Source organism: Desulfitobacterium sp. THU1 (assembly GCF_038181555.1).
In the GTDB taxonomy this organism is placed as follows: domain Bacteria; phylum Bacillota; class Desulfitobacteriia; order Desulfitobacteriales; family Desulfitobacteriaceae; genus Desulfitobacterium.
The window spans coordinates 43,386-58,404 of record NZ_JBBWUA010000004.1 but is presented as its reverse complement, the minus strand read 5'-3'; the positions used below and the strand labels follow the sequence as shown (position 1 = coordinate 58,404).

Annotated in this window: 11 protein-coding genes; all 11 read right to left on the bottom strand. The window is 45.5% G+C overall.

What is annotated here, in order from left to right:
• Positions 1 to 85: 85 nt before the first annotated feature.
• The gene (locus tag AAC978_RS05395) at positions 86 to 1,486 is read right to left on the bottom strand and encodes a sodium:proton antiporter (protein WP_341547012.1); all 1,401 of its coding nucleotides are present in this window, start codon (positions 1,484 to 1,486) and stop codon (positions 86 to 88) included.
• Between the two features lie 96 nt (positions 1,487 to 1,582).
• The gene (gene cydC, locus AAC978_RS05390) at positions 1,583 to 3,358 is read right to left on the bottom strand and encodes a thiol reductant ABC exporter subunit CydC (RefSeq protein WP_341547011.1); all 1,776 of its coding nucleotides are present in this window, start codon (positions 3,356 to 3,358) and stop codon (positions 1,583 to 1,585) included.
• Entirely contained in the window at positions 3,355 to 5,130 is a 1,776-nt protein-coding gene (gene cydD, locus AAC978_RS05385; RefSeq protein WP_341547009.1) for a thiol reductant ABC exporter subunit CydD, read from the bottom strand. Before cydD ends, cydC begins: the two co-directional genes overlap by 4 nt.
• 62 nt (positions 5,131 to 5,192) lie before the next feature.
• On the bottom strand, positions 5,193 to 6,197 hold the full coding sequence (gene cydB, locus AAC978_RS05380) for a cytochrome d ubiquinol oxidase subunit II (RefSeq protein ID WP_341547007.1): 1,005 nt from the start codon (positions 6,195 to 6,197) through the stop codon (positions 5,193 to 5,195).
• On the bottom strand, positions 6,188 to 7,576 hold the full coding sequence (locus AAC978_RS05375; protein ID WP_341547005.1) for a cytochrome ubiquinol oxidase subunit I: 1,389 nt from the start codon (positions 7,574 to 7,576) through the stop codon (positions 6,188 to 6,190). The genes cydB and AAC978_RS05375 overlap by 10 nt, the downstream gene beginning before the upstream one ends.
• A 430-nt stretch (positions 7,577 to 8,006) precedes the next feature.
• The gene (locus AAC978_RS05370; protein WP_341547201.1) at positions 8,007 to 9,143 is read right to left on the bottom strand and encodes a pyridoxal phosphate-dependent aminotransferase; all 1,137 of its coding nucleotides are present in this window, start codon (positions 9,141 to 9,143) and stop codon (positions 8,007 to 8,009) included.
• On the bottom strand, positions 9,112 to 10,089 hold the full coding sequence (locus AAC978_RS05365; RefSeq protein ID WP_341547004.1) for a GHMP family kinase ATP-binding protein: 978 nt from the start codon (positions 10,087 to 10,089) through the stop codon (positions 9,112 to 9,114). Before AAC978_RS05365 ends, AAC978_RS05370 begins: the two co-directional genes overlap by 32 nt.
• Positions 10,089 to 10,649, bottom strand: a complete 561-nt coding sequence (locus AAC978_RS05360; RefSeq protein WP_341547002.1) for a cob(I)yrinic acid a,c-diamide adenosyltransferase — start codon at positions 10,647 to 10,649, stop codon at positions 10,089 to 10,091. Before AAC978_RS05360 ends, AAC978_RS05365 begins: the two co-directional genes overlap by 1 nt.
• 2 nt (positions 10,650 to 10,651) lie before the next feature.
• Positions 10,652 to 12,133 (bottom strand): cobyrinate a,c-diamide synthase, encoded by a 1,482-nt coding sequence (locus AAC978_RS05355; RefSeq protein WP_341547000.1) that lies wholly within the window; start codon positions 12,131 to 12,133, stop codon positions 10,652 to 10,654.
• Positions 12,134 to 12,452: 319 nt separating this feature from the next.
• Positions 12,453 to 13,421: an adenosylcobinamide-phosphate synthase CbiB gene (gene cbiB / locus AAC978_RS05350; RefSeq protein ID WP_341546998.1), complete on the bottom strand. Its 969-nt coding sequence runs from the start codon at positions 13,419 to 13,421 to the stop codon at positions 12,453 to 12,455.
• Positions 13,418 to 14,998, bottom strand: coding sequence for a cobyric acid synthase (locus AAC978_RS05345; protein ID WP_445900286.1), 1,581 nt, complete (start codon positions 14,996 to 14,998; stop codon positions 13,418 to 13,420). The genes cbiB and AAC978_RS05345 overlap by 4 nt, the downstream gene beginning before the upstream one ends.
• Between the last annotated feature and the right edge of the window lie 21 nt (positions 14,999 to 15,019).

Genomic DNA, 15,019 nt, shown 5'->3' with positions numbered 1-15,019 from the left:
AGTACTCTCGTAGCGGTTCAAAACAGCTAGAGAGTACTTTTTTATTGTCACATTGATTCAGAATAGCTCACCCAGTGCTATCGAATTAGATGAAGAATAACCAAGTTACGAGGGCAAAGAGTGGTAACAAAATGCAAATGCTATAGGCCATATACCCAAAAAAACTAGGCATCTTCACACCAGATTCCTCAGCGATGGAACGGACCATAAAGTTGGGGGCGTTACCAATATACGTAACTGCTCCAAAAAACACAGAACCGGCAGAAATCGCCATGAGGTAGATCGGTTGATCGATCAAGAACTGAGCTACCGCTGGGGCTTCAGACATACCGGGATAGAATTGTCCTAACGCAGTGCTAAAGAAGGTCAAGTAGGTAGGCGCATTGTCGAGGAAGCTCGATAAAGCACCGGTAATCCAGAAGTACTGGGCAGGTTCTTCCACCGCAGCCGTAATGAAAGACAAAGCTCCGGATTCACCGGCTTTCAAAATAGCAAGAACGGGGGCCATGGTCACAAAGATACCGAAGAAGAGATAAACAATCTCTAAAATAGGACCCCAAGAATATTCATTTTCCTCACGCACAGCTTTCGGGGTGATTTTCATCGAAATGACAATAATAACTACTAAGGCAAGATTGCGAATGATATCTTGCCAACCAACGTGAACACCCAACAGGGATACTTCGCTCATCTTTACATAGCCACTAAAAAGAATAACACCAATAATAACCGCCAAAAGGACAAAGTTCTGAGAACCCAATATTTCTAATTTCTTGCCTTTCGCAGTACTTGCTGAGATAGATTGGGATTCAATCCTCTCCCCATTAGAAGATACTAAACCTAAACTTCCTTCCTTTTGTTCCTTAGCGAGATAGTATTTATCAAAGGCAATATAAGTTAAGAGAAGGCCAAGTAATACAACAGCCATTGGAACGATGAGTCGTAAAGTCCAAAAGAAGGGGACTCCATGTAAGAAGCCGAGAAATAAAGGAGGATCGCCCAACGGGGTCAGAGCTCCTCCCACGTTTGCTACCATAAAGATAAAAAACACAACCATAAACGCTCTATATTTACGGTCTTTATTCACACGTAAAAAAGGTCGAATTAAAAGCATTGCCGCTCCAGTGGTCCCCATCCAAGAAGCAATGATTGCCCCAACCGTCAAGAATCCTGCATTAACCCAAGTCGTACCTTTTAAAGTGGTACGGACTAAAATACCACCACCCACTGTAAACAACGAACCGATCAGGATGATGAAAGGAATATAGTCGATAATCAGCAGATGCAGCAACTCATCTACGCCTAATTTTCCATAAGCAATAATCAAGGGTATAGCTAATAGAGCTGCCCAACCTGCTGATACCTTGCCAAAGTGATGATGCCATAATTTTGGAAATAAAACTGGACCGAGGGCAATGGACAGCAACATGCCGACAAAAGGAAGGACAGAGTAGAGAGGTAACATCGTACCTATAGATTGTTCCATTTTCTCCTCCTTAATTTATGGGCAGATTAACCCAACCTTTATTGAAATTCACAATTATAATAATACCATAAAATTGATTATGACAAATAACATATGCTAAGTATTTGTGAACAAAACTTTTTGCATATATCCCTCATCCCATGAATGTCGATACTGACCCTCTCTAAGCATAAGGTCATGATGTTTACCTCTTTCGACAGCTCTGCCTTTATCCAACACTAGTATATCATCCATGTCTTTGGTTAATTCCAAATTATGAGTAATCATAATAAGGGTTCTTCCCTCTAGTAAAGCGAATAACTCCTGTATAAGCTCCTGCTCAGTGATAGGGTCTAGCCCCTTCGTTGCTTCATCAAATATAAGAATTGAAACATCTTTTAATAAGACACGGGCAATGGATAACCGCTGCTGCTGTCCACCAGATAGCTTCATTCCTTCTTCCCCAATCAGGCAGTCATAACCTTGCGGGAGGGAAAGAATAAACTCATGAATCTTCGCCTGACGAGCTGCCTCATGAATTTCTTCATCAGTGGCCTCAGGCTTTGCCAACAACAAATTTTCTTTAATGGTAGCGTGAAAAAGGTGGGGCTTTTGGGTTACTACACCTATCCTCGCTCTAACCTCCTGGGAGCATAATTCTTGAATATTTACCCCGTTTAAGCGAATCTCCCCTGAATCAGGCTCCCAGAACCGTAGCAAGAGATTAACAACACTGCTTTTCCCTGCACCGTTAGGGCCAACAACAGCTACCCTACTACCTACTGGAATTTCAAAGGATAGATTTTGTAAGACCTGAGGCTCATCTGCATGATACTGAAAACTAACATTGCTAAATTCGATAGCGGGACTCTGCCTAGAATCTGCCTCAGCATACTGCTTGGATCGTCGATTTTCATCAGCATCCAGTTCAAGCACCTTTTTACCTTCATCCACTAGATTCTTCAGTCGTTGCCCTGCCGCAATGTTTTCTTCTAAATAATGCTGGCTGACAGGCAGGGGTGACACCGCTTCAAAACTACTTAAAACCCCTAATGCTAGCATCCCTAACAAAACTCCATCAAGCTGCCCCTTGTCTACGTAAACTATTCCCAGTACCAAAACAGCCAACATCCCTAAATTCGCTACCATCCCCATCAATGCATTAGAGATTCCTGTCACACGGGCCATTTGCCGATCCGCCTGGCTCAGTTCACTCTGTGTCTTCTGAATTCGCTGCCCCATCGCCTTGCTCTGTCCAAAAGCTAACATCTCCGGCATCCCTTGTAACATATCTAAAATATATATGTGCATCTTGGCCTTGGCTTGAACCTTTCTTTGACCAATACCCCGCGCTAACGCCCGAATCAGTAAAGGCAAGGCCACACCTGATGCTAAAAAAGCAGCCGCTAAAACATAGGCAAACCCTAAGTCAATGTTGGCAAGAAATCCCCCATACCCAAGCAAAACCAACACTGCTACAAGAGGTGGAGCAAGCACCCGTAAAAATAGATTTTGCTGAACTTCCACGTCACCGACGATACGACTAAGCAAATCTCCCTTCCGTAGATCCTTTAAATAAGCGGGAATCAAGGGCTCGACGCCTTCGTAGACGATGACCCGAATCCGACTTAAAACACGAAAGGTCACATCGTGAGAGACCAAACGTTCAAAATAGCGAAAAACCGCTCGAGATATGCCAAAGAAGCGAACACCCACAATCGTCACCATCAAATCCATAAGAGGGGGATGAAGAGCTGCTCGCGCCAACAGATAAGATGAGGTCGCCATTAAACCGATATGGCTCGTGACCGTGAGAGCACTAAGCAGAAGCGCTAGGCAAACTCGAGGCCAAAAGGGAATGATTTCTTTGATGATCCATGCTAGATTCTTCATTCCTCTTCCCTCCGATAGGTCCTTAGGAAACGCGAGTATATTCCTGCTGTCTCCATTAAATCTTGGGGAGAACCTTGCTCGATAATTCTCCCCTCATCAAGAACGATGATTCTATCTGCTCGAAGCGTAGTCTGCATCCGATGAGTAGTAAAGATGACCGTCCTGCCCCGGCCTAAGTCTTCTAATGCTAACAGCAAATCTTTCTCATTTTCAGTGTCGAGAGCGTTGGTGATTTCATCTAATAATAGCAGTGGGGCATCCTTAAGGAAGGCCCTCGCTATGGCTAACCGCTGAGCTTGTCCCCCGCTTAGCCGTACTCCGCCTTCGCCGATGAGAGTTTCATAACCCTGTGGGAGGCATAGAATGAATTCATGAGCCTTAGCCTGCTGTGCGGCCTTGACCACCTCTTCAAATGTGGCGTCGGCTCGGCCAAAGCGAAGATTTTCCATAATAGATCCGGCAAAAAGACACGGTTTCTGAGGAACATATGACAACATCCCTCGCCAATCTTCAGCGGAAAAGGCCTCTATGTCTATGCCATTAACCCACACCTCGCCCCCTGTTGGCTTTACGAAGCGTAGTAATATCTGGAGGATCGAGCTTTTACCTGCACCACTTGGTCCGATAAGCGCTATGTGTTCACCCCATTGAACATCAAAATGGATATTCTCCAAGGCCTTTTCTCCATCTTTTTCATAACAAAGTTCCACCTGGTTAAATCTAAGCCAAGGATTCCCCTTGCCGACCTCAAACCTCTCTTGATCGATTTTGGTCACTAACTCTTGGAGTCCTGCCTGTGATGTGCCTTTTTCATCGAATCCACTCTCTAGCTCGAGGACATCATAAATCCGATTAGCCGCATTAGTCCCGGAGAGTCTGGCATGAAAATACAATCCTAAGGTTCTCAAAGGCAAATAAAATTCTGGTGCGAGAATCAAAATAAAGAGTGCTTCCGAATAAGGAATGGTCCCATTGATCAACCGTATACCTAAAGCGACTGCGATGATCGCCGTGCTGATCATTCCCATGAATTCCAGTACAAAAGCTGAGAGGAACGCAACTTGCATTACACTTAAGGTACTTCTCCGAAAGGCTTCACTGACACGTCCAATGACTTTGGCTTGAGCCTTACTCCGATTGAACACTTTCAGTGTTGCTAAACCTTGTAGCATATCAAGAAAATGTGCGCTCATGCGACTTAGGCCTTGCCATTGTCGTAACGACTTTTTTTCAGCTAGTTTACCAATTAAGAGCATAAAGAAAGGGATGAGGGGACCAGTGACTATTAAGACAAGAGCAGATGAGTAGTCTCTCGGAATGACGAAGGCTAACGTCATGATAGGTACGACCAAAGCGAGAATGAGCTGTGGTATATAGCGAGCAAAATAATCATCTAAGGACTCGATGCCTTCTACTGCGGTATTAAGTAGTTCACCCGCCCGTTCGCCACGAACGTACACGGGGCCAAGGAAGATAATTTTCTGCAATAATTGCTTCCTCATCCCTTCTTTTACTCGGATAGCAGCCTCACGGGCCATGACTTCACTGAAATACTGGAAAATCGCCCTCATGCCAATGATGCCTAAAATTCCCAGTACTAACCCCTTCACTTGAGCAAAAGCGACATCTTCCAAAAAGACTTGAGCGATGATCTGGGATAAAAAATAGGCTTGAACAATCGCCAAAAAAGCGATTCCTACCCCTAGGGCTATCGCTCCCATAAGATGACCTTTAACCTGTGTTGCTTCCCTCATCAATCGCTTATCAATCATAAATATAAAGGGGCAAGACTAACTTGCCCCCTCCTCCCTTGGCTAATCATAGTATTATCAAATCAATAGTGAACATTTTTAGCTGTCACACGTTTTCTAAATACCCAGTAGCTCCAAGCCTGATAGGCTAAAACGATTGGAACCATAGTTAAGGCCACAATAGTCATAATCTTTAAGGTATAAGGACTGGAAGAAGCATTATAGATATTCAAGCTCCATTCCGGATTCAAACTGGAAACCATGACCCTTGGAAAAAGGCCTAGGAATACAGAAACCACTAAGGAGGCAATGGTCAACCCGCTGGCGATAAATGCTTTACCGCTCTTTTTCTGATAGGTAAGCACAACAGTCACGACCATGGCCACAGCACAGACGAGAATTCCCACGGTGGCCCCAAAACTTGCATAGAGATCGGTCTGAAAATAAGTCATACCTGCCAGAACCACTAGAACCACTAAGGCCAAACTGCTTACGGTTTTGGCAATTCCCCACGCACGTTGCACCATCTCACCCTCTGTCTTTAAGGTTAGATAGAGGGCCCCGTGCTGAGTAAATAAGCAAAGAGTCGTCAACCCCCCAATCAGGGCGTAAGGTGAAAGCAAATCAAAGAAAGTCCCCACATATTGCATTTCCCCATTGATGGGTACACCCCGGAGAAGATTGGTAACGGCCACTCCCCAAAGAATAGCATTGAGGAGGCTTCCTATAAAAATCCCCCCATCCCAAGTGGAACGCCAACGTGGCGAGCGATCACTACTGCGAAACTCAAAGGCTACCCCGCGAATGATCAAAGCCACTAGGATAAAGAAAAGGGCTAAGTAAAAACCACTGAAAAGTGTGGCATACCAGTTGGGGAAAGCCGCAAATATTGCACCGCCAGCAGTAATCAACCAAACTTCGTTACCATCCCAGACTGGCCCAATCGTATTGATGACAACCCTTCGTTCAGGATCATTTTTGCCCATAAAGGGGAGGAGAATCCCTACGCCATAATCGAAGCCCTCTAAGAAGAAGAAACCGACAAACAAAACGGCAATTAGCATAAACCAAAGAATATTCAAGTCCATAATGATGCCCCCTTCCCTACATCTGTGGAGGAATCTTCATCCTCAGCCTCAACCGGTCCCCGTTTAACAAATTTTAGGATTAGGTACACATCAGCAATGGCCAAAATACCGTAGAGTAGAGTAAATCCAATCAGGCTGGTCCAGATATAGCCTGCTGACACTGCTGTAGAAACCCCGTCAGCGGTTTTCTGTAAACCATACACAATCCATGGCTGTCTTCCCGCTTCCGCCATATACCATCCAGTTAGGTTCGCAAGATATGGAAGGGGAATCATCCACGGCAGAAGTTTTAAGAACCAATGAGTATTGGCGAATCGCTTCGTCTTATACAGAAAGGCACCTACTAGAACAACCAAAACCAATAAAGTACCTACACCCACCATGATGCGGAATGACCAGAAGAGCGAAGTGACTGGAGGAATATAATTGCCCTCGCCATACTTTTGGACAGCATCCTCCTGCAAATCGTTAATCCCTTTCACTTCTCCACTGAATGTTCCGTAGGACATAAAGCTGAGCATCCTCGGTACTTTGATCTCAAAACTATTTTCTCTATTTTCGTTGTCCACGATAGCCAGCAAGTTTAATCCGGCAGGATCTTCTGTCTCCCAATGGGCTTCTGTTGCCGCCATTTTCATGGGTTGCGCTTTTACAAGATGCATGCCTTGTGAGTGGCCCACACCAGTTACACCGAAAACGCTGATAATCCCGAATACCAAGGCAAACTTAGCAGAACGCAGAAAAATATCTGTATATTGTTTCTTTAAAAGATGATAAGCGCTAATGCCTAGAACGAAAAAGGCTGCTGTTGTAAATCCACTAAGCACGGTATGGGGAAATTGATAGAAAACATGCGGATTGGTTATTACCGCCAAAAAATCGACCATTTCCGCACGACCATTGCGAAGCACATAACCCACCGGCTCTTGCATAAAAGAGTTGGCAATCAGAATCCACAAAGCTGATAAGTTGCCGGCAATAGCGACGAGCCAAATGCTCAACAAATGGACCTTCTTGGATAATTTATCCCAACCAAAGATCCAAACTCCTAAGAAAGTCGATTCAATAAAAAATGCTAAAAGTGCTTCAATAGCCAGGGGTGCCCCGAAGATATCTCCCATAAAACGCGAATACTCAGACCAGTTCATCCCAAATTGGAATTCCTGAACTAATCCGGTAGCCACACCCATGGCAAAGTTAATTAAGAAGAGCTTACCCCAAAACTTGGTCATTTTCTTGTAGGTCTCATCACCAGTCTTCACGTACCAAGTCTCCATGAGTGCAATCAGGACTGATAATCCTAAGGTAAGCGGGACAAATAAAAAGTGATATGATGTGGTCACCCCAAACTGTAACCTGGATAAGATCAGTTCGCTCAACTTTGTTTCCTCCCATCTCTTTCTTATATAGTTTAATATAACCCACCACTTCTTTATACTTATTATAAGTCTAAGTAATTTATTAGTCTACATTTTCGTGAAATATTTATTATATTTTATAAAGAAAGGCGACTGATACTATACTAATCGAGTTGAGTCGATACGTTTGCACCAGCCGCCTGTATACCCACGTCTTTTCATAGTAATCTCTTTTAAGAAACCCCTCAACGTTTAAGCAAATAGCAGAATAGCCAAAATAAATACAATCAGGGCTAGAATAAAGCTACTCACAATAACAGCTCCAATATTGCCTGAAGACATAACCTTCCACTCCCCTTTTAGACTGCTTTTTGTTTGCTTGTCTAGTCTATTCTATGCTGCAGTAGGTAGACGGTGACAAGCATTCAGCATAAACGGAGAATTTTTTATTTTAGAGCACTATGTTGTCAAATTCTTGGAGTCCCTCTAAAAGTGCCTTCATACTTTCTCGTTCTTTAATGGCCACACGGATAAACTCACCACTAAGGCCTTGAAAATTATCACAGTCTCTTACAAGTATTCCCCTAAACCCAAGCCTTTGAATGATTTCCTGTTTCCTACTCTTTATCCCTAAACTGTCTTTGGCACCTTCCGAGCTGAGGATTTCGATCAAAGCAAAATTTACAGTACTCGGATAGATCTTAATGCCTGATAACTTTCCTTCCATCAACCTGCTCTGAAACTCATTATAAAAATAGTTCTTGCTATCGCCTAGACGTCTCCTGACTTGCTCACCATAACCCTCATCTGCCAAGGCTGCTATTCCTGCTTCTTCGGCCAAGCCATTTACAGCCCATGGGTCTCTCTGCTCCTTCAGTCGGTCGAGGAGGCTCGGAGCAGCAAAGATGGAGCCAAGACGGAGTCCCGGTATAGAATAAAACTTGGTTAAGGAATATAACACCAGCAGGTTTGGAAAGTCGCGCAAATATTCCTTTCCGGACCAGCGAATTTCATCCTCCAGAAAGTCAACAAAGGATTCATCAAGAACAACCCAAGTTTTATATTTATGGGCTAAGGAAATCAGCCTCTCAAATTGTTCTCTTTTTAAAGAGCTACCTGTTGGATTATGGGGAGAATTGATAAAAATCAGGTCATTTTCAGCTATTGCCTTTTCCCAGATCCTTAGGGTACCAACAAGCTCAAGATCCAGTGAATTCCATCCTTCAACGTCGAGGATGAGCTTGTTCACCTCTGCCCCGCAGGCACGTGAAGCCCGCCCATATTCGCTAAAGGCCGGTTCAGGAATCAGCACTTTGCTAGGCTTTAATGCGTGCAAAAGCGTAAATATCAGCTCCCCTGCCCCATTCCCCAGCAGAATTTCTTTTTCTGATAAAGAGTAACGTTGAGCCATGTTCCGCCGGAGACGTCGATATTCCGGGTCAGGGTAATTAGCAATCGTTTTAAGCGATCGCTCAATTGCCCTCCAGACTGCCTCAGGAGGACCAAAGACATTGATATTAGCAGATAAGTCAATAAAGCTATCTCTTCCATACTCCTCAGCAGCTTCTAATAGATTGCCGCCGTGCATCTGCAATCCCCCCTTCCAGACCACCATCACAGGTCTCAATCCACTCAACTCTATTAGGGTAAAAACGCTGGTGACTTTCTCTAAGAATTCTATTTCGTTCTGCCTGAAGAAGCTGTATCGGAAAAACACCCGCTAACAGTGTTCCACTATGGGCGGTGATGACGCCAAGCCCTCCCATCGCTGTCACCCAGGCAAGAAACTCTTCAAAAAACGGCTTGGGATTAATCTCTTGGTTGCAGCGAGCACTGATCGTGCCGGCTCTGGCAATCTTTTCTAAATCGTTTTGAGCCAGGCCTTTATAGAATAGTGTTAACGCATTGCCTATTTCTCGCTCATTCCTGCGATAATGACCCGGTAGTTCTCCTCCTGCATTGAAAGCCTGAGTATCAAGAACTCCTCCCCCATCCAGCATCAGCAAGTGAGCCTCAACTCTCGGCCCAAGATATCTCATAAAAGCGCCGTCCCGATGGGCAAATTCAGTAACACCACGAAACATAACTGGATCGCTAGGTTCAATCGCCAAGACCAAATTTGCCATTTCCTCCGATGCCAAGGAAGTCCCTAAGGCATGGGCTATAGCACCTACCGCCGCTACCATATCCGCTGTCGAGCTGGCCATGCCTTTACCGACTTGTAATTGGGATTCCATCTGAATCTCGACTACACTTGGGGATAGGTGAAGCTTTTTGGTATATTCTCTCGCAAACCTTTGCAGGGCCTGATGCGTCTTCTCCTTACCCTCGGGAAGCTTCCATAGCCAGCCACTCCCTCTCTGTGCCAAGGAGTCCTCTTCGATAGCTTGAGGATCACTAAAAAGAATCTCCGCCCTCGCTTCCACAAACCGGTTTATAGGACAACCGATTAAAAAGGGAATGCCTTCCTTTGTCCCTTGAATCCATTCGCCACAGGATCCCGGACATCTTGCCCAACCGGTTATCCCTTTCATCAGTATTCAATCCCCCTCCGGCTACGTATTCCTGCTTGGAAAGGATGTTTTTCCGGTTGGAGTTCCCACCATTCATCCACAACAATAATTAGTTCTGTGGGCATATCTCTCCCCGTCAATATCCAATCCAAATCGTCTGGGCGTTGACCCATTATTTCTATCAGTACTTCTATTTCTAAAAACCCTTTATTTAAGGCGTGGCTTACTTCATCAAGAATGATCAAGCCTAGATGAGGATTTCTAATCTGCTCTTTAAGATACTCAACTCCTTGAAATACAAGGGGTAAAGCGACATCAGGGTCCCGATTCTGACGGAAGCATTCCCCACATCCCGTACAATGACGTAAACCCGTGCGGATCATGGCCGACCAGCGACACCCTACCCCAAACTGAATGATAGGTACACCTAGACGACCCAAGCCATAGAGTTCTCCCATATAAGTACTTCCCTTTAGAAACTGTATCATCAGCACTTCAACGCCCCGCCCCCTGGCTATAAGGGCTTCGCCTAAGGCTGAAGTGGTTTTCCCTTTTCCTTTTCCCGTATACACTCGAATCATGTTTATTCCCCTTGCCGCATATGCTCTGCCCAGTGTCGCAAAAGTTCAGGATGTCCTGCAAAGTTGAGATGGAGATAGGAAGCGACGATATTATCCCGTGCATAACCATCAAGCCGCAAAGATTCTCCTCCCTTTAGGAGCTCAAAGGCGGAAGACATACTATTCCCTTCATCCATGTAGCCTACTTGGGAATAGTGAAATTCATGACCATAGACCCTACTTCCTGCTCCACCTAAAAAACTGTCCTGCTGAAAAACCCCTTCCCTGTAGCCCATCCCTCTCAGCTTCCGAGTCATCTCTGCTCTAATCGGAATAAGACCAGCCATAGGGTAGGTTCTTCCGTCAAAGTCTGTTATCTGTTGACCGAGGTACATATATCCCCCGCACTCGCCATAGATAGTTTTCCCCGAACGGTGAAACTCTCTCAAGGATTCTAGAAATCTTAGATTCTGGCTAAGTCTCTCCAAGTGTAGCTCAGGAAATCCTCCACCAAAGAAAAGCCCATCCAACCCCTCCGGTAATGTCTGATCCCATAGAGGGCTAAAGGGGATAACCGTAAAGCCCAAGCATTCCGCAGTATCCAAGGCATCTTGATAATAAAAGGAAAAGGCTTCGTCCCAAGCGACTCCTAACTGTAATAAATCTTTTTTGTCTTTTTGATCACCCTTACTTGATTCTTTGTCCTGGACTGTGAGCTTAATAGACTCATTTTCTATATTATCTACAGATGGCTTTTCAGATAACTTTTCGAAAAATAATGCCATCCTTTGTTTATATTCTTCGTCATTTTGTGTTGTATTCAGCATAATCCCTTGAATCGCATCAAGGTCAATCGTACGTGTAACAATATCGATTAATCCCTCAAAAAAATCCTCCCGAAAAGCTTTTTCTTGGGAAGGGACTAACCCGAGGTGCCTTTCAGGCAGACTAATCCTTTCTTCTTTCGGTAGCACCCCGAGAATCGGCATCTCAATTTCTTTTAAAGCTTCGCGTAATATTTTTTCTTGGGCCGGAGATTTCACTCGATTGAGGATGACTCCAGCGATCCTTAAATCCGGATCAAATGTAGAAAAACCATGAACCATAGCTGCTACACTGCGTGATAAATTACCTGCGTCCACAATCAAAACCACTGGTGTGTTGAGGAGTCTGGCAATATCTGCACTGCTCCCATACCCTTTTGTTCCGGATACCCCATCAAATAGCCCCATGACTCCTTCGATGACCACCCAGTAATCTAGCGAACTCTTCAAAAAAACGGGGAGCAGCTCTTCCCTGAGCATCCAGCGATCTAAGTTCCGCGACGGACGGCCCGTAGCCAAGGTATGATAACTAGGATCGATATAATCCGGACCCACCTTATAGGGTTGAACGGGAAGACCCTTCTTGGCCAAGGCTGCCATGATCCCTGTGGCGATGGTTGTTTTGCCTACCCCACTGTGGGTTCCGGCGATAAGGATGCGTGGGGGCATGTGATGGGGCATTCGTCTTCACCTCTTTTTCTTTCGAGTCATACAATCTCCAGGATTTTGATTACATCGTTCGCTAAGTAAGCTACGCGGTGCCAAACTATTCGCTCAAGCTCTTCGCTCCGTCGGGTACCCAGCCAATTCGCTCCTGCTCAGTGGCTGGGTGGAAACATCCTGTTTCCAACCCGTCTCCGCTACTAGTTTTTCACGAAGTTTGGCATCCTGCTCGCTTAGAAGTCGCTCACTATTGCAAATCAAAATCCTTGGGTAGGTCCTGTAAGAAACCGTAATTTAGGCCTTGATCCACTCATCTCATCCTTTAGATGCAGAGAACTTAGTGGCGGTTAGCAAAAAGTAAACACGTAACTCCAAATATTAGCAGAAAACTAATCCAGGTCCCCAGCCGAACTAGTTTCTGGCACTGCTCAATATCCTGCCAAGACAATTCATGAAGGGGATCTCCCATTTCAGCTCGGTGGTGAATTTTTCCGTGATAGATGTTATTCCCGCCTAATTGGATTTCCAGCAATCCTGCTACCATACTTTCGGGATTACCCCCGTTAGGGCTGGGATGAGCTTTGGCATCTCGACGCCAGATCTTAAAAGCCTTTCGAACTGGGAATCTATAGAACCATCCCGCTAAGCCAAGAATGATGACAGAGAGCCGTGCCGGCAGATAATTAGCCCAATCATCGGTACGTGCGGCAAACCAACCGAAGTCCTCATAACGCTCATTGCGATAACCAATCATCGAATCTAGGGTGCTGACAGCCTTAAATGCCATGGCCAAAGGAGCGCCACCGATGAGTAGATAAAACAGCGGCGAGAGAATGCCATCAACAAAATTCTCAGCCAAGGTCTCGATGGTACCTCTAGCGATTTCCCCTTCTGATAAGTTCGTAGTATCCCTACTGACAAACCAACTTAAGCTTTTTCTAGCCGCCTCCAAATTTCCTTCCTTTAACGGTTGAAGTACTCGACTTCCAGCTTCGAGAAGGGATTTTCCAGCCAAGGCGGAGCCGATGAGAAGCGCCTCGATGATCAGGCCGAAAATCACAGAGATCTCATGAGCAATACCGATTAACCCTGCAGTCAAGGCGAAGCTCCCTGTCCCTAATATTAGAGTTAAAAGGGCACCCTTGAGGCGGCGCTGTCGGGGAGTGCCCTGATTAAAGCGTCCCTCATACAAGCTAATAACTTTTCCCATGAAAATAACTGGATGGGGCCATTTGGGCGGATCCCCAACAATTTGATCCCATAGGAATCCTAAACCAATCGATATCGGGTTCAGTATAAACATCATGACCATGATCCCTTTTGCAGGCCCATGATGGAACGAACTTTTTCCATGTCCATGCTATTTCTTACCCACTCAGCCAATTCATTAAAGGCTTGTTCACGAATAGCCGCCTGTGACGTAGTTTTGCCTACAGGTCGCTGTATTCCTCTTCTCTCCCAAAGCCATTCTAAAAAGGCGGTCCGCAGTGGGTCATTATCAAATATGCCGTGGAGATAGGTACCAAAAGCACTACCTACGAGTAAGCCATCCCCATAGGTCTCTTCTTGGGCTTCGATCGCAAAGAGTGGTTGCCCCTCCCCACGGGAACGACCCATATGGATTTCATAGCCTGTTATTTCTGTCCCTTGACAACGCTGGAAGAACAATTCTGTTCCTATGACCTTGCCTTGACTTTGTACCGTATGTTTATCGAAGGCAAATTCCGTCTCCATGGGCAGAATGCCTAGCCCGTTCATTTCCACTAGATCTGATTCCGTACCGAGGGGATCACGAACCACCTTGCCAAGCATTTGATAGCCCCCACAGATGCCAATAATAGGTACGTTTTCTTGCCAGAGCTCGAGAATTTTCTCCCCCAAACCACTATCCCACACAAAACGCAGATCGGATAAGGTATTTTTGCTCCCTGGGAGAATCACACAATCTGGCTGACCAACTTCTGCAACTTCTCTCACATAGCGCAGATTGACATCAGGTTCATCCTCAAAAGGATCAAAATCCGTAAAGTTCGACAAATACGGAAGGCGAATCACGACTACATCCAAGGTGTCTGCCCGGCTTTTCTCCTTGTGGTGTTTGCTATATTGCTCTTCCAGAACTACCGAGTCTTCCTCTGGTATTTTAAATTGATCATAGAAGGGGACGACTCCCACCACGGGAATTCCTGTTCTTTCTTCGAGAAAATCCAGAGCAGGCTGCAAGAGCTTTATATCCCCCCTGAATTTATTCATCACGATCCCTTTAACCAATTGGCGCTCTTCCGGCTCCAGAAGCTCCAGAGTACCCACAACGGATGCCAAAGCTCCCCCCCGATCAATATCTGCTACCAATAGCACAGGGGCTTGGGCTTCCATCGCCACGCGCATATTGACGATATCATTTTGCTTGAGGTTGACTTCGGCAGGGCTCCCCGCCCCTTCGATGACCACGATCTCGTTTTCTTCAAGAAGCTCATGAAGAGCCTTTTCTACAATCGGCCACGTTCTTCTTTGATACTCACCGTGATACTTAAGGGCGGAAAGTGTTCCCTGAGATTTACCGAGGATAATCACTTGGGAGCCAGTATGCCCCGTAGGCTTTAACAACACCGGATTCATCCGCACATCAGGCTCTAAGCCCGCAGCTTGTGCCTGGACAACCTGGGCTCTGCCCATCTCTCCCCCTGATCGCGTAATAAAGGAGTTTAAGGCCATATTTTGCGCCTTAAAGGGAGCTACCTGATACCCTTCTTGATAGAAAATCCGACAAAAGGCAGCTGCCAAGACACTTTTTCCTACATTAGATGATGTCCCCTGAATCATCAGCCTTGCAGTCTGCATACTCCCCTGCTTCGCAGTTTTGGATGTTTTATCTCCGCTCATCTTTTCACCTCCGGTTGATAC

What these genes read in the sequence shown, in the direction of transcription:
- AAC978_RS05395 (WP_341547012.1), bottom strand. Translation starts at nt 1,486, where the DNA reads ATGGAACAATCTATAGGTACGATGTTACCTCTCTACTCTGTCCTTCCT.
- cydC (WP_341547011.1), bottom strand. Translation starts at nt 3,358, where the DNA reads ATGAAGAATCTAGCATGGATCATCAAAGAAATCATTCCCTTTTGGCCT.
- cydD (WP_341547009.1), bottom strand. Translation starts at nt 5,130, where the DNA reads ATGATTGATAAGCGATTGATGAGGGAAGCAACACAGGTTAAAGGTCAT.
- cydB (WP_341547007.1), bottom strand. Translation starts at nt 6,197, where the DNA reads ATGGACTTGAATATTCTTTGGTTTATGCTAATTGCCGTTTTGTTTGTC.
- AAC978_RS05370 (WP_341547201.1), bottom strand. Translation starts at nt 9,143, where the DNA reads ATGCACGGCGGCAATCTATTAGAAGCTGCTGAGGAGTATGGAAGAGAT.
- AAC978_RS05365 (WP_341547004.1), bottom strand. Translation starts at nt 10,089, where the DNA reads ATGAAAGGGATAACCGGTTGGGCAAGATGTCCGGGATCCTGTGGCGAA.
- AAC978_RS05360 (WP_341547002.1), bottom strand. Translation starts at nt 10,649, where the DNA reads ATGATTCGAGTGTATACGGGAAAAGGAAAAGGGAAAACCACTTCAGCC.
- AAC978_RS05355 (WP_341547000.1), bottom strand. Translation starts at nt 12,133, where the DNA reads ATGCCCCATCACATGCCCCCACGCATCCTTATCGCCGGAACCCACAGT.
- cbiB (WP_341546998.1), bottom strand. Translation starts at nt 13,421, where the DNA reads ATGATGTTTATACTGAACCCGATATCGATTGGTTTAGGATTCCTATGG.
- AAC978_RS05345 (WP_445900286.1), bottom strand. Translation starts at nt 14,998, where the DNA reads ATGAGCGGAGATAAAACATCCAAAACTGCGAAGCAGGGGAGTATGCAG.